The organism is Winogradskyella sp. (assembly GCF_965656915.1).
Taxonomy (GTDB): Bacteria; Bacteroidota; Bacteroidia; order Flavobacteriales; family Flavobacteriaceae; genus Winogradskyella.
In genome coordinates, this window is record NZ_CBFHMI010000001.1 from 69,431 (window position 1) to 92,417 (window position 22,987).

The following is a 22,987-nucleotide window of genomic DNA, read 5'->3' on the forward strand; positions in this document are numbered from 1 at the left end:
AACGTTAAGCGTAACTGTGACCCGTCCTGAATAAAGGCTACATAATTTTAAACATTATGTACAAAAATGACAAAGTAATTAGACGGTATTCAGAACCTTTTAAACTGAAAATTCTTGACGAACTTAGTAAAGGTAAACACACAAAGAGCGAACTTTGTAAACTCTACTCTATTGCACCTACAACGGTCAATGAATGGATTAAAAAGTACAATCGTAAAGACTTAATGAACACCAGAGTAAAAGTGGAAACTAAAGACGAAATATCAAGAATCAAGGCGCTTCAAAAAGAAATTGAACAGCTTAAAAAACTACTACTTAAAAAGGATCTGGATGCTATGGTATTGGATTCTTACCTTGAAGTAGCAGCTGAAGACCTAGGCTACAAATCTGTTGCTGAACTAAAAAAAAAGTTAAGCATAAAGCCTTAGTAAAAGCTAAAGTAAAAGCTAAGGGGTTTACTTCTTTAACTACCATAACACATTGTTTTGGGCTTAAACGTGATGCGTATTATAAATACAAATCTAGAGCTGATAATCGTTTAAAACTAGAACAACAAATTATTAAAATAGTCAGTAAAAAACGTAAATCCCTTCCTAGAGAAGGTGTCCGTAAACTTGTAAAATCATTAGATAATGAGTTCTCTAAAGCTAATTTAAAAGTAGGTAGAGATACGCTTTTTAACGTCCTTAGAAAATACAATATGCTTACACTTAGAAAGAAAACTAGTGCTAGAACCACGAACTCTTATCATCGTTTTTATAAATACAATAATATTATTAAAGACTTGAAAGTTACAAGACCAAACCAAGTTTGGGTATCTGATATAACCTACATCAGAACTGTAAAAGGTTTTTGTTATTTGGCTTTAATAACTGATATGCATTCTCGAAAAATTGTTGGTTATGACCTAAGTGATAGCCTAGAATTAAAAGGTTGTGTGAGAGCACTTAATAAAGCAATTTATCAAGCTAAAGACATTAAAAAACTAATTCATCATTCAGATAGAGGAATACAATATTGCAGCAATGTATACACGCAAATTTTAAAGAAAAACAAGATAGATATTAGTATGACAGAAGAAAATCATTGTTACGAAAATGCGATGGCTGAACGTGTAAATGGAATATTAAAAGATGAGTTTTATCTTGACCAAACCTTTGATAACGTACCTCACGCTAAGAAAGCTGCAAAAAATGCAATTAATTTATACAACGAAATAAGATTACACTTATCTTTAGATTATAAAACACCTAATATGGTATATAAATTATCAGCTTAATTTCAATTTTAACCTGTAGCCATATTTCAGGACTAGACAAAATACTTCTAGAATAAATTGTGTAAATTCGATTTATGTCATCAAAGTCAAGATTAGATCGTGCATTTAAACATGCTAAACGCATCACGTTTAATGATTCTTCTAAGTTTATTTTATTTAGCGATTGTCATCGTGGAGATAACAGTTTTGCAGACGATTTTGCAAATAATCGTAATATTTATTTTCATGCCTTAAAACATTACTATAAAGAAGGGTTTCAATATTGTGAGTTGCGTGATGGTGATGAATTGTGGGAGAACTTATCTTTTGAATCTATTCTTTCTGCACACAAGAATGTGTATATGCTTATGAAGCAGTTTCACGACGAAGAGCGCTTGCATATGATATGGGAAATCATGATATGGTGTATAGAAATGAAGGTTATGTTGCGAAGCATCTCAATACCTATTTCGACCCAAAAACTGGCAATGACGAAGACTTATTTTGCGATATAAAATATCATGAAGGTATCGTATTAGAGCATTCTGAAACAGGGCAAGAATTATTTTTATGCCATGGTCACCAAGCCGATTGGTGGAATTATTTGTTCTGGAAGTGGAGTCGTTTTATGGTAAGAATTCTCTGGAAACCAGTGAATGTAATGGAAATAGCCGACCCTACAAGTCCAGCAAAAAATTACAAGGAGCTCATTAAAGTAGAACGCCGAACTAAAAAATGGATAACGGATAATAATAACCTGATTACCATTACAGGTCATACACATCGGCCACGTTTCCCAGAGCCAGGAGATATTGCATTTTTCAATGATGGTAGTTGCGTACACCCAAGAAGCATAACAGGTCTTGAAATTGAAGACAGTAAAATCTCTTTAATAAAATGGCAAATTGCCACTGCTGATGATGGCACTTTAAAAATTATAAGAGTTCTTTTAGAAGGACCAACACCATTAATAGATTATAGAACGTATTAGTTTGTTATGACTCTGGCGCCAATTCAACTTCTAAACCTTCCATTTCAGAGGTCATAGGTATTTGGCAACCCAAACGCGAATTTTCTTTGACATAAAATGCTTCAGATAGCATAGCTTCTTCATCATCCTGCATTTCTGGTAGTTCAGTTTCACTTAGAACATAACATTGACAAGAGGCACACATTGCCATACCACCACAAATACCAATTGTACCTTCTGGAGCGAGTTCATAAGAACGCACCACTTCCATTAAATTCATAGCCATATCAGTTGGTGCTTCAATTTTATGAGACACACCATCTCGGTCTATTATAGTTATGTTTATGTCTTGCTCCTCCAATTAATCTACAGCCTTTACAACCGCTTTTGGTGCTTCTTTACGCGTTCCGTCGAAACCATCTACTCCACTCACTGTCGTATATTTTAATACATAGCGCTTCCCTGGATTAATGATTTTATAAGCCGCTTGACACATTAGAGTCGCTTCGTGAAAACCACAGAGAATCAATTTTAATTTTCCTGGATAAGTGTTTACATCACCAATGGCGAAAATACCTGGAATATTAGTTTGATAATCTAAGGAATTATTTACTTTAATTGCATTCTTTTCTATCTCGAGTCCCCAATTTGCAATTGGACCAAGTTTCGGAGATAATCCAAACAGTGGCACAAAATGGTCACATTCTTTTTTAAAACTTTTTGCTCCTTGCTCTATTATTACTCCTTTTATACTTTCATCACCCTCAATGCCTACAACCTCTGCTGGTGTGATTAAATTTATTTTTCCATCATTCTTTAACTCTTGAACTTTCTCAACAGAATCTAAATGTCCTCTAAACTCATTTCTTCTATGAATTAAGGTGACCTCAGAGGCTACATCACTCAAAAAGATACTCCAGTCTAAAGCTGAGTCTCCTCCTCCAGCAATTACAACCCTTTTATTACGGTACATTTCAGGTTCTTTTATCATATACTCAACACCCTTATCTTCAAAGTCTACAATATTATCAATAAGCGGTTTTCGTGGCTCGAAACTACCTAGTCCACCTGCAATTGCGACTACAGGAGCTTGGTGCTTTTTTCCCTTATTTGTAGTAACAATAAACGTACCGTCTTCTTGTTTTTCAATAGTTTCAGCACGTTCTCCTAATGTAAAACCAGGTTCAAACTGCTTGCATTGCTCCATCAATTTATCAGTTAAATCACCGGCTAAAATTTCTGGATATGCTGGAATATCGTAAATCGGTTTTTTTGGATAAATCTCAGAACATTGACCACCTGGTTGTGGCAAAGCATCTATTAAATGGCATTTTAATTTTAAAAGACCTGCTTCAAATACGGTAAAAAGTCCCGTTGGACCTGCTCCTATAATAAGAATATCTGTTGTAATCATGAATTTAGAATTGGAAACAAAACTACTAATGGCTATTAATATAAATTGTGACAAATGTCACATTCATTATTCTACATTAATAACACGTTCTATTTGAGGAGCATATTTTTTTATAGTCATTTCTACACCAGACTTTAAAGTCATTTGGTTAACACTACAAGACGTGCAAGCTCCTACCAACTGAACTTTAACAAATTTACCATCGTCGATAGAAAGTAAATTTATATCTCCACCGTCACTTTGTAAGAACGGACGAATTTCATCTAGTGCTTTTTGCACATTTACTTTAAGTTCTTCTGAGCTCATTTACTTTTTATTTACTGCAGAGCAACCTGCCATTGTTGTAATTTTTATAGCCTCTGTTGCTGGTAAGGCTTTATTTCTGTGAACTACTTGCTGCACTACAGCTCTTGTAATTTGTTCGAAAGATTCTTCTATTGGCGTTGCAGTTTGTAACGCCGCTGGTCTTCCTACATCTCCTGCTTCTCTTATACTTTGCACTAACGGTACTTCACCCAAAAACGGAACATCTAAATCTTCTGCTAAATGCTTAGCTCCTTCTTTTCCAAATATATAATATTTATTTTCTGGAAGTTCTACTGGTGTGAAATATGCCATATTTTCAATAATACCTAATACAGGGACATTGATGCTGTCTTGCTGAAACATAGCTACACCTTTTTTAGCATCTGCTAATGCCACATTCTGAGGTGTACTTACAACGACTGATCCTGTTATTGGTAAAGCTTGCATAATGCTTAAATGAATATCTCCAGTTCCTGGTGGTAAATCAATTAACAAGAAATCTAATTCTCCCCAAGCCGCATCAAAAATCATCTGATTTAATGCTTTAGAAGCCATAGGACCTCTCCAAATAACAGCCTGATCTGGCTTAGTAAAAAATCCAATAGACAATACTTTAACTCCATAGTTTTCAACAGGTTTCATTTTAGATTTACCGTCTACATTTACAGACAGCGGACGTTCTGTTGACACATCGAACATTATAGGAATTGACGGTCCATAAATATCTGCATCTAATACACCGACTTTAAATCCCATTTTAGCTAAAGTTACTGCTAAGTTTGCTGTAATCGTAGATTTTCCTACGCCACCTTTTCCCGACGCAACGGCTATAATATTTTGAATTCCAGGAATTGGTTTTCCCTTAATTTCATTTGTTTTTGGTTTAGCAGGTGCTTCTACCTTAAGATTGACCTTTATTTTTGCCTTTTCATAAACTTCTCTATGAATAGTTTGTAAAATATCTACCTCTGTTTTTTTCTTCGCTTGAAGACTTGGGTTTTTAATAGTAATGTCTACAATAACTTCATCTGCAAATGTCATCACATTAGTTACAGCACCACTATCTACCATATTCTCACCTTCACCTGGAACAGTGATAGTTTTTAATGCTTTGAGTATATCTTGTTTATTTAACTTCACGTCTTATCTAGATTTATTCTAAATGCAAAGATACTGCAAAACCTTTAGAATTTGAAGCCCTAAAATTGAATTGTATAATGGGTAGATTTGGTTTAGTAATAGTTAGTTTTCTCTGAGTTCTTTTGAAGGATCCCAGTATATTGAATCTAAATGTTGAATTTGATTGTCTACAACCTCAATACCTTCATTTTCTAATAGTTGTTGCATTAAATTAGATCCATCAAAATGATGTTTTCCTGTTAGTAGACCCTTTCTATTAACTACTCTATGCGCTGGCACATCCTTATTGTGAGAACTATTCATGGCATACCCTACTATTCTAGCGCTTTTTGCGGCACCAAGGTACTTTGCAATGGCTCCATAACTTGTTACACGACCAAAAGGAATTTGTCTTACGACCTCATAAACTTTTTCGAAAAAACTAAGAGTTTCGGGTTTCATTACAATTCTCTCAAAATATTTATAAATGTAATTAATGCCACTAAACCCGTAATTATACCAATACTGTAATTCATACTTTTTTGAGACGTAAAATTTTTGTCTTTTATTTTATCAAAAAAGAAAATATAGAAATATAGCATTACAAATGTACCCATAGCAGCACCTGTGACATAGGTCACAATACTGGTTCGTTGAAAATCCATCCATCCAAAAGATGCTAGTGTAATGGTCATATACGCTTGATATGGTATGGGAAATACATTTAGTGCCGATAGCAACATACCATGGAGTAGTCTACCGTGTTTACTTTTAATTTCTGTTTCTACTTTAGCTTCTTTTTGTTTTGAGGCCAGTACTAAAAAGTAAATAGTAATTAAAACAAAAATGACAAATGCAACACGCTGTAAAATTTCGACAATATCTGGTCTATTAGATAAATACCTAGCAAAAATTGCGGCAATGTAGGTTTGTACAAACACTATGATACAAACACCTGTTGAGAACATAATACCACGACCTGCTCCTTCTTTGAGACTTATTCTAGCTGCAGTCATATTCAATAATCCTGGTGGAATAACACCAATTAATGCCACAAAAAGTCCCAGAAAAAATACGACAGTAATATTCAAATTTTAGTTGATTTTGAATCTAATATACGTAATTGCTTTGTCTTGCTCTAAATATTGATTTTCATAGAAAGTTTGTATCTGAGTTACTTCTTCTGGACTTCCCTCTAATTTATAGACATTGTGATTAGCATATAAAACCTCATGACCAATACCTTGTAATAATCCTAAAGTATAACCATGCATAAATTCGCTATCCGTTTTTAAATGCATTAGACCATTCGGTTTCAGTACTTTTCTATACCGATCCAGGAATTGCAAATTGGTCATACGATGCTTTGTCCTTTTATATTTTATCTGAGGATCGGGAAACGTGATCCAGATTTCATCAACTTCATTTTCTTCAAAGACATATTCAATAAGCTCTATTTGAGTTCTTATAAATACTGCATTAGAAATATTTTCATCTACTGCTGTTTTTGCACCTCTCCAAAAACGCGCTCCTTTAATATCAATACCTATAAAGTTTTTTTCTGGATAACGCTTCGCTAATCCAATCGTATATTCTCCTTTACCGCAGCCTAATTCGAGCACAATTGGATGGTCATTTTTAAAAACTTTATTGAGCCAATTTCCTTTTAACTCATAATCTTGACCTGTAAGTTCATCTCTTTTTGGCTGATAAACATTATGAAATGTTTCATTTTCTTTAAAGCGTTTGAGTTTATTCTTGCTTCCCACTATTGTATTAAATTCTAACATTAATAATAATGGCGTAAAATTAAGGAAACATTTTAGGTTTATCTTTGTTTCTGATTCTGATATTTAAATAATTCATACTGAAACAAGACCTGCATAGCAAACGCATTTTGGTGGCACCATTAAATTGGGGTTTAGGCCATGCTACGCGTTGTATTCCTATAATAAAGGCATTAATTAAATATAATTTCACTCCTATCATCGCTAGTGATGGAATAGCTCTAGATTTATTAAAAAAGGAATTTTCACACTTATTGTTTTATGAACTGCCATCTTATAACATTACCTATCCAAAGAAAGCCAACAATTTTAAACTGAAGCTACTAAAAGATTCACCTCGTTTATTAAATACCATTAATAAAGAAAGAAAAGCTGTTGATGCTATTGTAAAATCAGAACATATAGCTGGAATAATATCTGACAATCGTTTTGGTGTGAGACATAAAACTATTCCTTCGGTATTTATAACCCACCAATTAAGAGTTATGAGTGGCAGTACCACTTGGTTAAGCAGTAAACTTCATCAAAGAATTATATCTAAATTTAATGAATGTTGGGTGCCAGACTATTCAAGTAGTTATAACTTAAGTGGAGATTTAGGCCATATTGATTCAAACCATTTAAACCTAAAATATATTGGCTCTCTGAGCAGATTTAATCCTAATGACCAACCTATTGACTATAAATTGCTGGTTGTATTATCTGGTCCGGAACCACAACGTACCATCTTAGAACAAAAACTTCTTAGAGAATTACAGTATTATAATGGAGATATATTGTTTATAAAAGGTAAGATTGAATCTCAACAAGAGGTTAGACAACAAAACCATATTACTATTTATAATTACATGACAAGTAAAGAACTTGAAGATGTAATGAATAAAAGTGAAATTGTTCTTTGTAGATCTGGATACACATCAATAATGGATTTAGATAAACTCAGTAAAAAGGTGTTTTTTATACCTACACCTGGTCAGTATGAACAAGAATATTTAGCTAAAAAGTTTAAAAAAGAAAATATCGCACCATTTTGCAGTCAAGATAAGTTTGAATTACAACTTTTGTCTGATATTGGAAATTACAAAGGATTTTCAAATAACAGTGTGAATATAAATTATTCAGAATTATTTAGCCTTTTCTAAGGTAAAAGAAAACTCACTACCAACACCCAATTGACTTTCTACATAAACCTTTTCCTTATGCGCTTCAATAATGTGCTTAACAATAGATAGTCCTAAACCAGAACCTCCTTCTTTACGAGAACCACTTTTATCTACTCTATAAAAACGTTCAAATAAGCGCGGTATGTTATCTGTTGATATACCTTCTCCGTTATCTGTAATTCTAATTATGGCTTTGTTTTTTATTAAGTTTTCAATGCTAACTTCTGTAGTACCTTTTTCTCTTCCGTACTTTATAGAATTTACAATGAGGTTTGTTAGTACTTGTTGAATACGTTCCATATCTGCATATACCATAATTGGGTCTGGGTAATCCATATCAAAAGTTAAAGTAATATTCTTTTTGGCAGCCTTCATTTCAAAAAGTTCAAAAACGTTTTGCACCAATTTAACAATATCAAATTCTTCTTTATTAAGACTGAGATCTCCAACCTCTAATTTGGTAATCATATCTAAATCTTTTATAATATAGGTAAGTCGCTCTACTCCTTTACTTGCTCTATTAAGGTATTTCTTTCTAATTTTTTCGTCTTTAACATTACCGTCCTTTATTGTATCTATGTAGCCTTGCACTGTAAACAATGGTGTTTTTAACTCATGAGACACATTGCCAATAAATTCTTTTCTGTATTCTTCCCTAATTTTTAGAGTTTCTATTTCTATCTTTTTATTACGTGCGTATTTATCAATTTCCTTTGTTAAAGTACCCATATCTGTGGTTATGGGTTGTTCTCTTAAATCTGTTGATTCTAATAAGGTAAGCTCGTCATAAATTTTCTTAACCCTTCTATAAATAAATCGTTCTACTCTATATTGAATAATAACAAAGCAAAGCGGATAACAGAGTATTGGAAATAATATAATTTGCCAATTAAAAGTATGGTAATAATATAAAAAAACACTCACTAAGAGTGTTGTAAACAAGGTTACATAGAACGATGTTTTTAAAGCGAATTTATAAGTTTTTTTTAGGCTTTTTTGCATTAGTCAACAAACTTGTAACCAACACCTTTAATTGTTTTAAAAGACTTATTACCTATTTTTTCGCGAAGTTTTCTGATATGCACATCTATGGTTCTTCCGCCTACTACGACCTCATTTCCCCAGACTTTATCTAATATTTCTTCGCGTTTAAATACTTTATTAGGTTTGGTTGCTAGCAAAGATAGTAATTCAAACTCTTTTCTAGGTAAGATGATTTCTTCACCCTTTTTGGTAATCTTATATTCTTCTCTATTAATAACTAAATCTCCAATTTTAATTAGACCTGTAGCATTATCAGAACCCTTAAATCTTCTTAAAAGTGCTTTAACCTTACTTACCAGTACTTTTGGTTTTATAGGTTTGGTGATATAGTCATCTGCACCAGCATCAAAACCTGCGACTTGAGAATAATCCTCACCTCTGGCAGTTAAGAATGTTATGATTGTATCATTTAATCTCGAATCTTTCCGAATTCTTTCACACGCCTCAATACCATCCATTTCTGGCATCATTACATCTAAAATAATTAAATGTGGTTTGTGTTTTTTAGCTAACTCTATAGCTTGGTTTCCGTTTTCGCCGGTTATAACCTGATAGCCTTCAGATGATAAATTAAAGCCAACAATTTCTAAAATATCTGGCTCGTCATCAACTAATAAGATTTTAATGTCCTTTTTCTTCACAGCATATGGTTTAATTCTGTTCTGTAAATATAAAATATATCTGCCTTAAGTACCTGTTTTTTACAATTGATAACATTTAGCTAACATTAAAATATACATTTTAATCTCTAATCAGCATCTCATTATAACTATGTTAAGTTATTGTAAAGAAGGCACATTGTTAATAAAAACCTGCCCAAAAAGTCAGTATTTGTTAGTATATTTATACCCTAATTTTATTAAATCAATTATGAAAAAACTTTACTTTTTACTTTTTACATTAATGTTCGGAGCACTTTCTTTTGCTCAGACAACGTTATTTCAAGACTCATTTGAGACAGGTTCACCAGATGCGTCGGCAACAATGTCTGAAATGTGTACTGATGGTGCTAATGATTTTTTTACGGTTACAGACGGAACTAACATCGCTACAAACTATGAAGTGACAGGTGCTGATGGCACATATTGGTTAGCTGCTCAAGATACTGATGGTACACCTGAATGTAATTCAGATGTGCAGACTATTGAATACGACGATATTAATATTTCTGCCGGAACAGATATGACATTAGTGTTTATAGCTGCTGAGGATGACGATGGGACTGCACAAGATTGGGATGCAGATACTCTAGTTTATCTTGAAATCGATGTCGATAATTCAGGAAGCTACACTAAAATATTTCAATTTGCTGCAACAGGCGGAACCAACACAGAGCCTGGTGTGGATACTAATTTTGACGGTACTGCGGACGGCACGTTGTTAACTGAAATCTTTCAAGAGTTTACTGCATCAATTCCAAATGGAAATACGCTAGACTTAAGAATTACTTTTGAAAAGTTAAATGCTGGAGATGAAGATTTATCAATTGATAATATTCGAGTTGTTGATAATTTTGTAACATCTCCTGAGATAACTATAACCGATCCTGCAGATGCTACAGTATTTGCTCCAGGTACAACAAGTGTTGATTTAGAATTTTCTACTGTAAACCTCAATGGTGGTGAAACTGTCAGTGTTACTGTTAATGGAAATACTACGAATAATGCCACAAGTCCTTTTTCAATTCCAACTACAGACGGTACAACTTATAATGTAACCGTAGATTTAATTGATGGTGGTGTTTTAGATACTGATATGGTTTCTTTTAGTGTGGGTAGTTTAGTAACTGTTGCAGACATTACTGCTTTAAGAGCTGATGTAACTGCCAATGGTCTTGGAAGATTCTACGAAATTACTGGAAGTTCTTTAGTTACACATACTGATAGCTTTAGAAATAGAAAATGGATACAAGATACTGATATCAGCGGTATTTTAATTTATGATGATGCTGGAGTTATAGTTACAACCTATACCGTAGGAGATTTAGTTTCGGGATTAAGAGGAACAACTACAGAAAGTAATGGTATCTTGAGATTTATTCCAACATCAGATTCTGGGATTATAGATTCTTCTGGAAATGCAGTTACACCTCAAACTGTTTCTATTGCTGACTTAAATGCTGCACCTGATGATTATGAATCTGAACTTGTAGAATTACTGAATGTAACATTTACGGATGGTGATGGAGTAGCTACATTTAGTACAGGTACTAATTACGATGTAACTGATGGTGTTAATACTATAGTTAAGCGAACGGATTTTTTCGGAGCAGATTATATTGGTGAAATTATACCTTCAACTCAATTACCTTCAGTTGTTGCTGTTGCGGGAGAGTTTAATGGTACTACTCAAATCTATGTTAGAAACTTAAATGATATTACATTATCAACTAACAACTTTGAGTCAACTACATTTTCATTGTATCCAAACCCAACAAATACAGGTTTCGTTTCTATTACTTCTGTTAGTAATGATGATATATCTATAAAGGTTTATGATATATTAGGTAAACAAGTCAAAAATGAAATTCTTACTAATAATATTTTGAATGTATCTAATTTAAATACTGGAGTATATATTGTTAAGATTACACAAAATAACGCGTCTACAACTAAAAAATTAGTGATTAAATAAGACGTATTTTAATACATAATAAAAGCGTGGTTTTTTTTTAAATCACGCTTTTTTATTTTCCATACTTTTGCATCATGATTTCTAAGAACAGAATTTTTAATATTAATTCTCACGAAGATTTTTCTGCTTTGGCGCTAGATGTTTTTAGATATCAATTTGAAAATAACACTATCTATCGTGCTTTCTGCGACTTACTATATAAGCATCCTTCAGATGTGCAAAAAGTTGAACATATACCATTCTTACCTATTCAATTTTTTAAAACACATTCTGTTCTAAGTTCTAATGCAACTGTAGAAAAAACCTTTAGCAGTTCTGGCACTACTGGAATTAAAACAAGCAGTCATTTAATTACCGATTTATACTTATATGAAGAAAGCTATTTAAATGGTTTTAAGCATTTTTATAGTAATATCGAGGATTATACGGTCTTAGCACTTTTACCCTCTTATTTAGAACGAGAAGGCTCATCATTAGTTTATATGGTAAATGATCTTATTAATAAGTCTAAGAAAGAAAATAGTGGATTTTATTTAGATAATTTAGAAGAACTTTCAACCACACTGAAAAAACTTGAATCTAAAGGAGAAAAGACCTTACTTATAGGTGTTTCGTTCGCACTTTTAGACTTAGTGGAAAAATTTCAATTTAATCTAAAACATACTACCGTTATGGAAACTGGAGGAATGAAAGGTCGACGCAAGGAAATCATCAGACAAGAACTACATGAGATTTTAATGAATGGGTTTGGAGTTAATTCTATTCATAGCGAATATGGAATGACAGAATTATTAAGTCAGGCATATTCTAAAGGGCAAGGCATTTTTAAATGCCCTCCATGGATGAAAATAGTAACAAGAGATACAGAAGATGCTCTGACTCTGCAAAAAAATAAAAAGACAGGAGGTATCAATATAATCGATTTAGCAAATCTCAACTCATGCTCTTTTATTGCCACTCAAGATTTAGGTAAGGTAAATGTAGATGGTAGTTTTGAAATCATTGGAAGATTCGATAATTCTGATATTAGAGGCTGTAATTTAATGGCCATGTAAGGAATTAAAAAACATACGACTAAACAATAGCTATGAAAAAGTGAGATTTTTCATTAGTTGATTGATTGATTAGTGAATGCCCAAATAACTTTGGGCATTTTTTATTCTACCTTTATAATATATGTATTCTTTTTACCTTTATTTAGAATAATGTACCTGTCATTAATAAGGTCTTCAGGCGTTAAGGTATAATCTTCTTTTACTTTCTCTTTATTTACAGATACTGAATTTTCCTTAAGCGCTCTTCTAGCCTCTCCATTAGAATTTAAAAAATTAGTTTTAGCTGCCAAAGCACCTATCATATCTAAGCCTTCACCAAAGTCAGTCAGAGATATGATTGCTTGAGGAACACCTTCAAATACATCTAAAAATATCTTTTCGTCTAAAGTTTTAATGTCTTCTTTAAAGGACTTACTAAATAAAATATTAGACGCTTTTTCAGCATTTTCAAAGTCTTCTTTAGAGTGAACCATGGTAGTGATTTCCTCTGCCAAACATTTTTGAAGTAATCTAAAGTGCGGCATTTCTTTATGCTCTTCTATTAAGCTATCAATCTCGTTTTGTTCTAAGAATGTGAATATTTTAATGTACTTCTCAGCATCATCATCACTAGAATTTAACCAATACTGATAGAATTTATACGGAGAGGTTCGATTAGCATCTAACCAAACATTTCCACCTTCTGATTTTCCAAATTTAGAACCATCACTTTTTGTAATAAGCGGACATGTTATTGCAAAACCCTTACCATTGCCTATACGTCTTATTAACTCAGTACCTGTGGTAATATTTCCCCATTGATCACTACCACCCATCTGAATTGTACAACTATTTTCTCTATACAAATGCAAGAAATCATAACCCTGCACCAATTGATAGGTAAACTCAGTAAAACTCATACCATCACTAGAAGACTCACCAGATATTCTATTCTTAACAGAATCTTTAGCCATCATGTAATTAACGGTAATGTGTTTGCCGACATCTCTAATAAACTCCAGAAATGAAAATTCTTTCATCCAATCGTAGTTATTAACTAATGTTGCTGCATTAGGTGCATTACTTTCAAAATCTAAAAAGTGCGATAATTGGTTTTTAATAGCTTCTTGGTTATGGCGCAATGTTGCTTCATCTAATAAGTTACGCTCACTAGATTTGCCGGAAGGGTCACCAATCATTCCTGTTGCGCCACCTACTAATGCAACGGGTTTGTGCCCACATCGCTGATAATGCGCTAATAGCATAATAGGAACCAGGTTTCCGATATGTAAAGAATCTGCTGTTGGATCAAAACCAACATAAGCACTTCTCATCGCTTCATTCAAATGCTCTTCCACACCTGGCATTGTATCATGTAACATGCCTCTCCAAGTTAATTCTTCAACAAAACTTTTTCCCATTATTTTTAATCTCCTTTAATTTCAGCAAAGATATGTTTCCGCTTGTAAAGACAAAAGACAATTTTAAAAAAGCGTAAATTAGCTTTATGATTTTAGTTACAGGCGGTACAGGTTTAGTTGGCTCACACTTACTTTATAAATTAATTAAAGAGAATAACACAGTTAGAGCCACCTATAGAAGAGATAAAACACTACAACGTGTTAAACATGTCTTTTCTTATTTTAGTGCGGATTATGAGCTTCTATTTAATAAAATTGAATGGGTAAAAGCTGATATTAATAATATACCGCAACTTCAATTGGCCTTTAAAAATATTACATATGTATATCATTGTGCCGCTTTTGTTTCTTTCGAGCCAGATAAATATAAAACCCTGCGAAAAATAAATATTGAAGGTACCGCAAATATTGTCAATTTATCCATTAGTAATGGTGTTAAGAAACTTTGTTACGTAAGTTCTATTGCGGCTATTGGACACAAGAGTAATCATAATGATTTGATTGATGAAAATACCAACTGGAATCCAGAAGAAGATAATAGTGTCTATGCCATTACAAAATATGGAGCAGAGCTAGAAGTATGGCGTGGTACACAAGAAGGACTGGATGCTGTAATTGTTAATCCTGGAATAATATTAGGAGGCGGTTATTGGAACGGTGGTAGTAGCGGAAGTATTTTTAAGAAGATCTACAATGGGATGTCCTATTACGTTACTGGCGTAGCTGGTTATGTAGATGTTTGGGATGTTGTTGAATGTATGGTACAACTCATGAATGACCCTGTATTCAATGAGAAATTTATACTCATCTCTGAGAATTTGAGTTTTAAGGACTTTCAAATCAAAGCTGCTAACATTTTAAATGTTAAAGCACCAAAAAAAGAAGCGAAACCATGGCTATTAGGACTTGCCTGGAGACTAGATTGGCTTAATCATAAAGTGTTTGGAAGACGACGAAATCTATCTAAACAGGCTGCAAAATCGATGTGCACAGTTACAAAGTACAACAATGGAAAAATCAAAAATATATTGAATTTTGAGTTTAAAACAATTGATAAGTCTATAGAAGAAGTCGGAAATCTCTATCTAAAAGATTTAAATAGACCTAATTAGTTTTTAATGAAGCTCTAGCTTCTTTTTTTATAGAATCACTCATCCGTTTTTGAGCTGCTTTTAATGAATCTCTTTTTTGTTTCGCCAGTTCTGCTTCTACTTTTAAAAGTTTGTCGTATTTATCCTTATCCTTTTTTAACCTAGATTTAACTTTTTCTACGATTTCATTGTATATTTCAGATTCAAAGGCATAATATGTATTGCTCTCGGAAAATTGAATGCTATCTACGTTGTATTTATCTAGAATATATTTTTCGGGAACAAAGCCTTCTTTCTCCAGTGCTTTTCTGTTAACACCTTTCGCTGCATTTATTACATATAAGTCATATATTAAATGCTCCATTTTATCTTTACTTATAAGATTATCTGGCTTCTTAGGCCTTTTTGATTGGTTACAAGCAAACACCAAAAGACATAAAACTAATATGATATATATATTTTTAAACATGTTATCTATTAAATGTTAGTCGCTTTCCTGCTTTAACCTCTAAAACTTTAAAATTGTTATACGCAAGCTTACCATTAACAAAAGTATGAGTTATTCTACTTTTAAATGTGTTGCCTTCAAACGGAGACCAACCACACTTATATAAAATATTGCTCTTATTTACTGTCCACGGATTGTTTAAATCTGCTATCACTAAATCTGCATAATACCCTTCTTTAATGTAACCACGCTTTTCAACATCAAATAAAATCGCTGGATTATGACAAGCCTTTTGTACTATCTTTTCTATAGCTATTTTGCCTTGGTGGTGTGCCTCGAGTAATGCAACAAGCGCATGCTGTACTAACGGTCCTCCAGAAGGAGCACTTGTATAGGGATTGTTTTTCTCTTCTATTGTATGTGGCGCATGGTCTGTAGCAATGACGTCAATCCTATCATCGAGTAATGCTTCCCAAAGTTGTGATCTGTCTTTTGCAGTTTTTACAGCAGGATTCCATTTTATATGACTTCCTTTTCTTGAATAATCTTCGTCAGAAAACCATAAATGATGAATACAAACCTCTGCCGTTATTTTTTTGTCCTTTAATGGAATTTTATTGGTAAATAAGTTGGTCTCTTTTCCGGTTGACAAGTGAAACACATGTAATCTGGCACCTGTTTTCTTAGCCAACTCTATTGCCTTAGAAGAAGACAAATAACAAGCCTCTTCACTTCTAATTATTGGGTGTAGTTCCATAGGAATATCATCACCATATTCCTCTTTATAATGAGCTAAATTCTTTCTGATAGTTGCTTCATCTTCACAGTGAACTGAAATAACCATGTCTGTACTCGAAAAAATCTTTTCAATAACTTTTGGATCATCAACAAGCATGTTACCCGTTGAAGATCCTAAAAACAACTTTAAACCAGCGACAGTTTTAGTGTCTACTTTTAAAATTTCGTCTAAATTATTGTTGGTACCACCAAACATAAACGAATAATTAGCATGAGAAGACTTTGCCGCTATCGCAAACTTCTCTTCTAATTTTTCAACGGTTGTAGTTTGCGGATTGGTATTAGGCATTTCTATGAACGATGTTATCCCACCTGCTAAAGCTGCCTTAGATTCTGTTTCTATATTAGCTTTGTGGGTTAATCCAGGTTCTCTAAAATGTACCTGGTCATCGATCATACCTGGTAATACATAATTACCTTCAACATCAATAACTTTAATATCAGCTGATTTTACGCTAATTGTAGTATCAATTTCTTTAATAATATCATCTTCAATAAGAATATCTCCTTCAACAATTTTTCCTTCGTTGACGATCTTTGCATTTTTTATGAGTGTATGTCTTTTCATTTCCTAGTTATTTAGCAAATAAACTTTTTAATTTTAAAGTTATCACACCAAAAACAGCTTCACTAATAATACTGCCGCTCATTTTTGATTTTCCTTTTATCCTGTCTTTAAAAATAACAGGAATCTCTACAATTCTAAATCCTTTTTTATAGGCCTTAAATTTCATTTCTATTTGAAACGCATAACCAACAAATTTAATTTTAGATAAATCAATAGATTCTAAAACTTCTCGTTTATAACAAACAAAACCAGCTGTAGAATCTTTTACTTTCATTCTTGTAATTAATCTCACATAGCGCGAAGCACCATAAGATAATATAATGCGAGACATAGGCCAGTTAACAACCGTTATTCCTTTCACATAACGAGAACCTACTGCTATGTCAGCTCCATCATTTGCACAGGCGGTATAGAGCTTTATTAAATCATTAGGATTGTGCGAAAAATCAGCATCCATTTCAAAAATATACTGATACGATTTATCTAAAGCCCATTTAAATCCAGCGATATAGGCAGAGCCTAATCCATCCTTGCTTTTTCGTTCTAATAAAAACAGACGATCATTAAATTCTGTTTGAAGACCTTTTACCATCTTAGCAGTATTATCTGGTGAGCTATCATCTACTACTAATACATCAAACACTTTCTTTTGAGAGAATACAGCTCTTATTATTGCCTCAATATTTTCAATTTCGTTGTATGTTGGTATTATGACAATTGCGTCAGACATCTAATTACTATTAATTGTTCTTAAGTAGCGCTTTTAGAATTTCAACAAAAGTAAAGTATTTCACTGATTTTAACTTGAAAATTCTTTTTTATGATTCAAAGAAACCAATCCTGATTTTTTCTTTATAATTTAGCAATATGCGAAATTACATTACTAATGAATGGTTTACTCTATTTACTATTTTTAGTCTATTCACTATAGTAGCAGCTAAATATGTAAACAGTATTCGTTTTAATGATTTCATCGCAGTTATAGGCAATTCGAAATACTTAAAACTGTATACCAGAGATCAAAAGTTTATTGATCAATTTGATAGTCTCTTGTTTATTAACCTAGTGTTATCATCAAGTATTTTTATTTTTTTCTCGTATAATACTTTTATTACACCTGTAAGTTTTGAGTTAATTCCGTTTTTAAAATTACTCTTTGCTGTATCAACTATCATTATAGTAAAAACGCTTATTGAACGGTTGGTTGGTAGCCTATTTGAAATTGATGGTTTAATTGACAGTTATTTGTTTCAGAAAACAACTTTCAAAAATTATTCAGGTATTCTATTTTTTGTTGCAAACTTGTTTTTATTGTATTCTAATAAGTACTCAGAAATTATCATATATGTATCGATTTCTTTGATTTGCCTCATTAATCTCATTGGTTTTATCACTTCTTTTAAAAACCATCAAAAAACAATAAATCTCAATTTTTTCTATTTTTTATTGTATCTTTGCGCTCTCGAAATTGGACCTTATGTACTTTTATATAAGGTTATTAGAGAGTATAACACTTAAAACCGAGGTTTACTTATGAAAGTGAAAACGATTTTAGTATCACAACCAGAACCTAAAATAGAGAACTCTCCATACTTTGATTTGCAAGAAAAGCAAAAGGTAAAAGTGGACTTTAGACCTTTTATTCACGTAGAAGGCGTATCATCTAAAGAAATAAGACAACAAAAAATTGATCTTAGCAAGTTTACGGCAATAATTTTAACTAGTAGAAATTCCGTAGATCATTTCTTTAGAGTTGCAGACGAAATGCGATTTAAAGTTCCTGATTCAATGAAATATTTTTGCCAATCTGAGGCTGTTGCTTATTATCTGCAAAAATATGTGGTTTACAGAAAACGTAAAATCTATGTTGGTAAACGTAATTTTGAAGATTTAACTCCACTGATTAAAAAGTATAAGGACGAAACATTCTTGTTGCCTACAACGGATAAAGTTAAACCAATTATCCCTGAAATACTTGACAATTTAGGTGTTAACTGGAAGCAAGCTACTTTTTATAAAACCGTAATTAGTGACCTATCCGACCTTGCCAATGTTTATTATGATATACTGGTATTCTTTAGTCCATCTGGTATAGAATCTTTATTCCATAATTTTCCAGATTTTCAACAAAAAGATACTCGTATCGCTGTATTTGGAAATACTACAGTTAAAGCGGTAAAAGAAAAAGGACTTCGTGTAGATATTTCAGCACCAACTCCTGAAACACCATCTATGACAATGGCATTGAAGAAATATATTAATGAAGTAAATAAAGGAAAATAATTTCTTAAATTATTATAAAAAAAAAGCGATTCAGAATTTGAATCGCTTTTTTTATGTATTAAACTTAATCTTAAAAATTATAACGTTGCGGCCCTCCTCTTCTAATTTCCTCAGAGGCATAAGATTCAAATTTCTTAAAGTTTTCTCTAAATGAATTAGACAATTTAAATGCCATTTTATAATATGCTTCATCGTCATTCCAAGTTGTTCTCGGACTTAAAACCTCTGTTGGTACTCCAGGGCAAGTTCTAGGCTGAGCGACTCCAAAAACAGAGTGTATATGATAATCTTCATACGTGTAATCACCTAATTCCCCATTAAGAGCTGCAGTAATCATTGCTCTGGTGTACTTTAATTTCATTCGTGTTCCTACTCCATACGGACCACCTGTCCAACCTGTATTTACTAACCAAACGTTTACACCAGCCTCCTTCATTTTTTTGCTTAACATATCTGCATACTTAGCAGGATGTAATGGCATAAATGGCGCCCCAAAACAGGCTGAAAACGATGGTTGTGGCTCAACCACTCCTGCTTCAGTTCCTGCAACCTTCGCCGTGTAACCAGAAATAAAGTGATATGCGGCTTGGGCAGGAGTTAACTTTGAAATCGGAGGTAAAACACCAAAGGCATCTGCTGTTAAAAAGAAAATATTTTTTGGATTTCCAGCATATGAAGGAGTCTTAATATTATCTATATGATAAATTGGATAACTAACTCTGGTATTCTGAGTTATTGAGCTGTCAAAATAATCTACTTCACCATTATCTTTAAAGGTCACATTCTCTAATATAGCACCTGGCTTTATAGCTCTATAAATATCTGGTTCTTTTTCTTCAGATAGGTCAATAACTTTAGCGTAGCAACCACCTTCAAAATTAAAAATAGTATTTTCTGCAGTCCAGCCATGCTCGTCATCACCTATTAATTTACGGTCCGGGTCTGTAGATAACGTTGTTTTCCCTGTTCCAGACAAACCAAAGAAAATTGCCGTTTCACCATCATCACTAACATTAGCTGAGCAATGCATTGGCAAAACATTTTTTTCTACAGGTAAAATAAAATTTAACGCTGTGAAAATACCTTTCTTCATCTCTCCTGTATACGCAGAACCACCCACTAGAGCAATTTTTTTTGTGAAATTTAGTATTGAAAAATTGCCTTGTCTTAATCCGTGATTTTCTGGATCAGGACAGACATAACCAGGAGCACATAGCACTAACCATTCTTCTTCAAAATTCTTTAGCTCTTCTTCTGTTGGTCTTAAGAACATGTTATAAATAAACATATTAGACCAAGGATATTCCGTTACCGTCCTTACATTCATTTTATAATTAGGATCTGCACAGACATAACCATCTCTAACAAAGAGTTCTTTTTTACATAGATATTTTTCAATTTCACCTTGCAAATAATCAAAATTCTCTGAAGATATTGGTTTATTAGATTCTCCCCACCAAATGCAATCTTCTGTATATGAATCTTTTACTAAAAACCGATCTTCTGGAGAACGCCCTGTAAATTTACCTGTATTTACGGCTAATGTTCCATTAGAAGTTTCTTTACCCATTCCTTTTTCCAAAGTAATGGCCTGTAGTTTTTTAGGTTCTAGTTGATAATGGGTTTGAGCATTTTTAATATTGTATTTGTCTAACGAAATCGTTTTCGTTGATTGGGTATGGTTTACCATAATTTTTGTGTTGTTTAGAACGCAAAATTAAGACTTTATTTTAAAATCTCATGGTTACTAGAACATTAATCGTTCTTAGTTTTCAATATTCCTATTAACATAACAATCCAAGCAGAAATAAGCAATAATCCACCTAAAGGTGTTATCATTGCAATTGTTTTAAAATTGAATGACGTTAAGTCATTGGTAGCTAAACCATATATTGAAACAGAGAAGAATACCCATCCTATTATAACTAAAATCCATACTATTTTTTTAATCTTTAAATTTAAAAAAGATGAACTTCCTAGAATCAATAGTAAAAATGCATGGTAGATTTGATATCTCACACCTGTTTCAAAAGAATTTATTGCATCAGCGTCAATAAGTTTTTCTAATCCATGTGCAGCAAAAGCGCCTAAAACGATTCCTAATACGCCTAAAACTGTTCCTGTAATCAATAATTTTTTATTCATAATTTAAGTAAGGTTTCGGTTTCTTTTACCTTTTCTATTTATTACATTCGTGCAATACAAATTTAGTTATATAAAGCCATTATGCGAAAGATTTTAATCATTGGAGCTGGCAAATCAGCATCATATCTCATTAAATATTTATTAGACAAAGTAGAATCTGAAAACCTGGATATCACCATTGGTGACCTTAATGTAGATAACGCCAAAAAACTTATTGGTAATAATAAGACTGTAAATATTATTCACTTAGATGTATTTAACGCAGAATCACGTTCTAAAGCCGTAAAAAACGCAGATATCGTAGTATCTATGTTACCTGCTCGATTTCATATAGAAGTTGCAAAAGATTGTATTACGTATAAGAAACATATGGTAACTGCTTCTTATGTAAGTAAAGAAATGCAAGAGTTAGATGACGATGCAAAAGCAAATAATCTTGTGTTTATGAATGAGATTGGAGTTGATCCCGGCATTGATCATATGAGTGCTATGCAGGTAATAGATAGAATAAGAGATAAGGGTGGTAAAATGATTTTATTTGAATCCTTTACTGGTGGCCTAATTGCTCCAGAAAGTGATGATAATTTATGGCACTACAAATTCACATGGAACCCGAGAAATGTGGTTGTTGCAGGCCAAGGTGCCGCCGCTAAATTTTTACAGGAAAATCAGTTTAAATATATTCCTTATGACAGACTTTTTAGACGTACCGAATTTTTAGATATAGATGATTATGGTCGTTTTGAAGCCTACGCCAATAGAGATTCTCTAAAATATCAGCACGTTTATGGATTAGATCATGTAAGAACATTGTATCGTGGCACGATGAGACGTGTTGGCTTTAGTAAGGCATGGCATGTATTTGTTCAGTTAGGAATGACTGATGATAGCTATACAATTGATGACAGCGCAAACATGAGCTATCGCGATTTTGTAAATGCTTTCTTACCGTATAGCCCTACGGATTCTGTAGAATTAAAATTTAGACATGCTCTAAAAATTGATCAGGATGATATTGTTTGGGATAAATTCTTAGAACTCGATATTTTTAATCCAAACAAAATGGTTGAGTTAGATAAAGCAACTCCTGCTCAAATTCTTACAAAAATATTAATGGATAGTTGGACACTTAATGAACATGACAAAGATATGATTGTGATGTATCATAAATTTGGTTATGAACTTAATGGTGAAAAACGACAAATTGATGCAACTATGGTTGTGGTCGGAGAAGATCAAACCTATACAGCAATGTCAAAAACTGTTGGTTTACCTGTTGCTATGGCTACTCTAGATATATTAAATGGAAAAATAACAACTCCAGGTGTACAAATACCAATTACTAAAGAGGTTTATACTCCAATTCTTAAAAGTCTTAAAACCTATGGTGTTAAATTCAATGAAAAAGAAGTGCCTTATTTAGGTTACAATCCATTAAATCTCTAAACTACAAATTCAATATATTAAACTTTCAAATTGAAATCGTTTTCTTATTTTTAACTTT

The 22,987-nt window shown here is 32.7% G+C and carries 23 protein-coding genes and 2 pseudogenes; 10 read left to right on the top strand and 15 right to left on the bottom strand.

What is annotated here, in order from left to right:
- Positions 1–56: 56 nt before the first annotated feature.
- From ACTG3Y_RS00310 to ACTG3Y_RS00320, 3 genes and pseudogenes are all read left to right on the top strand, one after another.
- The gene (locus ACTG3Y_RS00310) at positions 57–428 is read left to right on the top strand and encodes a transposase (protein ID WP_439150924.1); all 372 of its coding nucleotides are present in this window, start codon (positions 57–59) and stop codon (positions 426–428) included.
- A gap of 26 nt (positions 429–454) precedes the next feature.
- A pseudogene (locus ACTG3Y_RS00315) lies at positions 455–1,279 on the top strand (IS3 family transposase); the annotation flags it as partial.
- Between the two features lie 74 nt (positions 1,280–1,353).
- Positions 1,354–2,249, top strand: a pseudogene (locus ACTG3Y_RS00320) (serine/threonine protein phosphatase).
- A 4-nt stretch (positions 2,250–2,253) separates the two neighbouring features.
- Here ACTG3Y_RS00320 and ACTG3Y_RS00325 read toward each other — a convergent pair.
- The 7 genes from ACTG3Y_RS00325 to trmB all read right to left on the bottom strand — a co-directional run bounded on the left by ACTG3Y_RS00325 (position 2,254) and on the right by trmB (position 6,836).
- Positions 2,254–2,589 (bottom strand): 2Fe-2S iron-sulfur cluster-binding protein, encoded by a 336-nt coding sequence (locus ACTG3Y_RS00325; protein ID WP_439150925.1) that lies wholly within the window; start codon positions 2,587–2,589, stop codon positions 2,254–2,256.
- A complete protein-coding gene (locus ACTG3Y_RS00330) occupies positions 2,590–3,642 on the bottom strand; it encodes an NAD(P)/FAD-dependent oxidoreductase (protein WP_439150926.1) in 1,053 nt (350 codons plus the stop codon).
- A 66-nt stretch (positions 3,643–3,708) separates the two neighbouring features.
- Entirely contained in the window at positions 3,709–3,948 is a 240-nt protein-coding gene (locus ACTG3Y_RS00335; RefSeq protein WP_439150927.1) for a NifU family protein, read from the bottom strand.
- Complete coding sequence (locus ACTG3Y_RS00340; RefSeq protein WP_439150928.1) at positions 3,949–5,088, bottom strand: P-loop NTPase; 1,140 nt, start codon at positions 5,086–5,088, stop codon at positions 3,949–3,951.
- A gap of 102 nt (positions 5,089–5,190) precedes the next feature.
- A complete protein-coding gene (locus tag ACTG3Y_RS00345) occupies positions 5,191–5,529 on the bottom strand; it encodes an MGMT family protein (protein WP_439150929.1) in 339 nt (112 codons plus the stop codon).
- Positions 5,529–6,158 carry a LysE family transporter gene (locus ACTG3Y_RS00350; protein ID WP_439150930.1) on the bottom strand — a complete coding sequence of 210 codons (630 nt, stop codon included), beginning with the start codon at positions 6,156–6,158 and terminating at the stop codon, positions 5,529–5,531. Before ACTG3Y_RS00350 ends, ACTG3Y_RS00345 begins: the two co-directional genes overlap by 1 nt.
- 3 nt (positions 6,159–6,161) lie before the next feature.
- Positions 6,162–6,836: a tRNA (guanosine(46)-N7)-methyltransferase TrmB gene (gene trmB, locus ACTG3Y_RS00355; RefSeq protein ID WP_439151097.1), complete on the bottom strand. Its 675-nt coding sequence runs from the start codon at positions 6,834–6,836 to the stop codon at positions 6,162–6,164.
- Positions 6,837–6,967: 131 nt separating this feature from the next.
- On the opposite strand from trmB, the gene ACTG3Y_RS00360 reads away from it, so the two are divergent.
- The gene (locus tag ACTG3Y_RS00360; RefSeq protein ID WP_439150931.1) at positions 6,968–7,996 is read left to right on the top strand and encodes a glycosyltransferase; all 1,029 of its coding nucleotides are present in this window, start codon (positions 6,968–6,970) and stop codon (positions 7,994–7,996) included.
- On the opposite strand, the gene ACTG3Y_RS00365 is transcribed toward ACTG3Y_RS00360, so the two are convergent.
- Positions 7,979–9,019, bottom strand: a complete 1,041-nt coding sequence (locus ACTG3Y_RS00365) for a sensor histidine kinase (protein WP_439150932.1) — start codon at positions 9,017–9,019, stop codon at positions 7,979–7,981. The genes ACTG3Y_RS00360 and ACTG3Y_RS00365 overlap by 18 nt on opposite strands.
- Positions 9,019–9,702 carry a response regulator transcription factor gene (locus ACTG3Y_RS00370; RefSeq protein WP_439150933.1) on the bottom strand — a complete coding sequence of 228 codons (684 nt, stop codon included), beginning with the start codon at positions 9,700–9,702 and terminating at the stop codon, positions 9,019–9,021. Before ACTG3Y_RS00370 ends, ACTG3Y_RS00365 begins: the two co-directional genes overlap by 1 nt.
- 229 nt (positions 9,703–9,931) lie before the next feature.
- On the opposite strand from ACTG3Y_RS00370, the gene ACTG3Y_RS00375 reads away from it, so the two are divergent.
- Both ACTG3Y_RS00375 and ACTG3Y_RS00380 read left to right on the top strand, forming a co-directional pair.
- Positions 9,932–11,695 carry a T9SS type A sorting domain-containing protein gene (locus tag ACTG3Y_RS00375; RefSeq protein ID WP_439150934.1) on the top strand — a complete coding sequence of 588 codons (1,764 nt, stop codon included), beginning with the start codon at positions 9,932–9,934 and terminating at the stop codon, positions 11,693–11,695.
- Positions 11,696–11,769: 74 nt separating this feature from the next.
- Positions 11,770–12,750: a LuxE/PaaK family acyltransferase gene (locus tag ACTG3Y_RS00380; RefSeq protein ID WP_439150935.1), complete on the top strand. Its 981-nt coding sequence runs from the start codon at positions 11,770–11,772 to the stop codon at positions 12,748–12,750.
- Between the two features lie 101 nt (positions 12,751–12,851).
- On the opposite strand, the gene tyrS is transcribed toward ACTG3Y_RS00380, so the two are convergent.
- Complete coding sequence (tyrS, locus tag ACTG3Y_RS00385) at positions 12,852–14,150, bottom strand: tyrosine--tRNA ligase (protein WP_439150936.1); 1,299 nt, start codon at positions 14,148–14,150, stop codon at positions 12,852–12,854.
- 86 nt (positions 14,151–14,236) lie between these two features.
- Between tyrS and ACTG3Y_RS00390 the strand changes: the two genes are divergently transcribed.
- Positions 14,237–15,262: an NAD-dependent epimerase/dehydratase family protein gene (locus ACTG3Y_RS00390; protein ID WP_439150937.1), complete on the top strand. Its 1,026-nt coding sequence runs from the start codon at positions 14,237–14,239 to the stop codon at positions 15,260–15,262.
- Here ACTG3Y_RS00390 and ACTG3Y_RS00395 read toward each other — a convergent pair.
- The 3 genes from ACTG3Y_RS00395 to ACTG3Y_RS00405 are packed head-to-tail and all read right to left on the bottom strand — an operon-like array spanning position 15,255 to position 17,785.
- Positions 15,255–15,710, bottom strand: a complete 456-nt coding sequence (locus ACTG3Y_RS00395) for a DUF4296 domain-containing protein (RefSeq protein WP_439150938.1) — start codon at positions 15,708–15,710, stop codon at positions 15,255–15,257. The genes ACTG3Y_RS00390 and ACTG3Y_RS00395 overlap by 8 nt on opposite strands.
- 1 nt (position 15,711) lies before the next feature.
- The gene (locus tag ACTG3Y_RS00400) at positions 15,712–17,055 is read right to left on the bottom strand and encodes a dihydroorotase (protein ID WP_439150939.1); all 1,344 of its coding nucleotides are present in this window, start codon (positions 17,053–17,055) and stop codon (positions 15,712–15,714) included.
- 7 nt (positions 17,056–17,062) lie between these two features.
- A complete protein-coding gene (locus ACTG3Y_RS00405) occupies positions 17,063–17,785 on the bottom strand; it encodes a polyprenol monophosphomannose synthase (RefSeq protein ID WP_439150940.1) in 723 nt (240 codons plus the stop codon).
- Between the two features lie 137 nt (positions 17,786–17,922).
- Here ACTG3Y_RS00405 and ACTG3Y_RS00410 point away from each other — a divergent pair, with 137 nt between their 5' ends.
- Together ACTG3Y_RS00410 and ACTG3Y_RS00415 are read left to right on the top strand one after the other, a co-directional pair.
- The gene (locus ACTG3Y_RS00410) at positions 17,923–18,573 is read left to right on the top strand and encodes a DUF4271 domain-containing protein (RefSeq protein ID WP_439150941.1); all 651 of its coding nucleotides are present in this window, start codon (positions 17,923–17,925) and stop codon (positions 18,571–18,573) included.
- Positions 18,574–18,588: 15 nt separating this feature from the next.
- A complete protein-coding gene (locus tag ACTG3Y_RS00415; protein ID WP_439150942.1) occupies positions 18,589–19,338 on the top strand; it encodes a uroporphyrinogen-III synthase in 750 nt (249 codons plus the stop codon).
- Positions 19,339–19,408: 70 nt separating this feature from the next.
- On the opposite strand, the gene pckA is transcribed toward ACTG3Y_RS00415, so the two are convergent.
- Both pckA and ACTG3Y_RS00425 read right to left on the bottom strand, forming a co-directional pair.
- Positions 19,409–21,028: a phosphoenolpyruvate carboxykinase (ATP) gene (gene pckA, locus ACTG3Y_RS00420; RefSeq protein WP_439150943.1), complete on the bottom strand. Its 1,620-nt coding sequence runs from the start codon at positions 21,026–21,028 to the stop codon at positions 19,409–19,411.
- Positions 21,029–21,093: 65 nt separating this feature from the next.
- Entirely contained in the window at positions 21,094–21,483 is a 390-nt protein-coding gene (locus tag ACTG3Y_RS00425) for a DUF423 domain-containing protein (RefSeq protein WP_439150944.1), read from the bottom strand.
- A gap of 81 nt (positions 21,484–21,564) precedes the next feature.
- Between ACTG3Y_RS00425 and ACTG3Y_RS00430 the strand changes: the two genes are divergently transcribed.
- The gene (locus tag ACTG3Y_RS00430) at positions 21,565–22,929 is read left to right on the top strand and encodes a saccharopine dehydrogenase family protein (protein WP_439150945.1); all 1,365 of its coding nucleotides are present in this window, start codon (positions 21,565–21,567) and stop codon (positions 22,927–22,929) included.
- Positions 22,930–22,987: the final 58 nt, after the last annotated feature.

Coding starts and splice junctions, on each gene's coding strand:
- ACTG3Y_RS00310 (WP_439150924.1), top strand. CDS start 57: ATGTACAAAAATGACAAAGTAATTAGACGGTATTCAGAACCTTTTAAA.
- ACTG3Y_RS00330 (WP_439150926.1), bottom strand. CDS start 3,642: ATGATTACAACAGATATTCTTATTATAGGAGCAGGTCCAACGGGACTT.
- ACTG3Y_RS00335 (WP_439150927.1), bottom strand. CDS start 3,948: ATGAGCTCAGAAGAACTTAAAGTAAATGTGCAAAAAGCACTAGATGAA.
- ACTG3Y_RS00345 (WP_439150929.1), bottom strand. CDS start 5,529: ATGAAACCCGAAACTCTTAGTTTTTTCGAAAAAGTTTATGAGGTCGTA.
- ACTG3Y_RS00365 (WP_439150932.1), bottom strand. CDS start 9,019: ATGCAAAAAAGCCTAAAAAAAACTTATAAATTCGCTTTAAAAACATCG.
- ACTG3Y_RS00375 (WP_439150934.1), top strand. CDS start 9,932: ATGAAAAAACTTTACTTTTTACTTTTTACATTAATGTTCGGAGCACTT.
- ACTG3Y_RS00380 (WP_439150935.1), top strand. CDS start 11,770: ATGATTTCTAAGAACAGAATTTTTAATATTAATTCTCACGAAGATTTT.
- tyrS (WP_439150936.1), bottom strand. CDS start 14,150: ATGGGAAAAAGTTTTGTTGAAGAATTAACTTGGAGAGGCATGTTACAT.
- ACTG3Y_RS00390 (WP_439150937.1), top strand. CDS start 14,237: ATGATTTTAGTTACAGGCGGTACAGGTTTAGTTGGCTCACACTTACTT.
- ACTG3Y_RS00395 (WP_439150938.1), bottom strand. CDS start 15,710: ATGTTTAAAAATATATATATCATATTAGTTTTATGTCTTTTGGTGTTT.
- ACTG3Y_RS00400 (WP_439150939.1), bottom strand. CDS start 17,055: ATGAAAAGACATACACTCATAAAAAATGCAAAGATCGTCAACGAAGGA.
- ACTG3Y_RS00405 (WP_439150940.1), bottom strand. CDS start 17,785: ATGTCTGACGCAATTGTCATAATACCAACATACAACGAAATTGAAAAT.
- ACTG3Y_RS00410 (WP_439150941.1), top strand. CDS start 17,923: ATGCGAAATTACATTACTAATGAATGGTTTACTCTATTTACTATTTTT.
- ACTG3Y_RS00415 (WP_439150942.1), top strand. CDS start 18,589: ATGAAAGTGAAAACGATTTTAGTATCACAACCAGAACCTAAAATAGAG.
- pckA (WP_439150943.1), bottom strand. CDS start 21,028: ATGGTAAACCATACCCAATCAACGAAAACGATTTCGTTAGACAAATAC.
- ACTG3Y_RS00425 (WP_439150944.1), bottom strand. CDS start 21,483: ATGAATAAAAAATTATTGATTACAGGAACAGTTTTAGGCGTATTAGGA.
- ACTG3Y_RS00430 (WP_439150945.1), top strand. CDS start 21,565: ATGCGAAAGATTTTAATCATTGGAGCTGGCAAATCAGCATCATATCTC.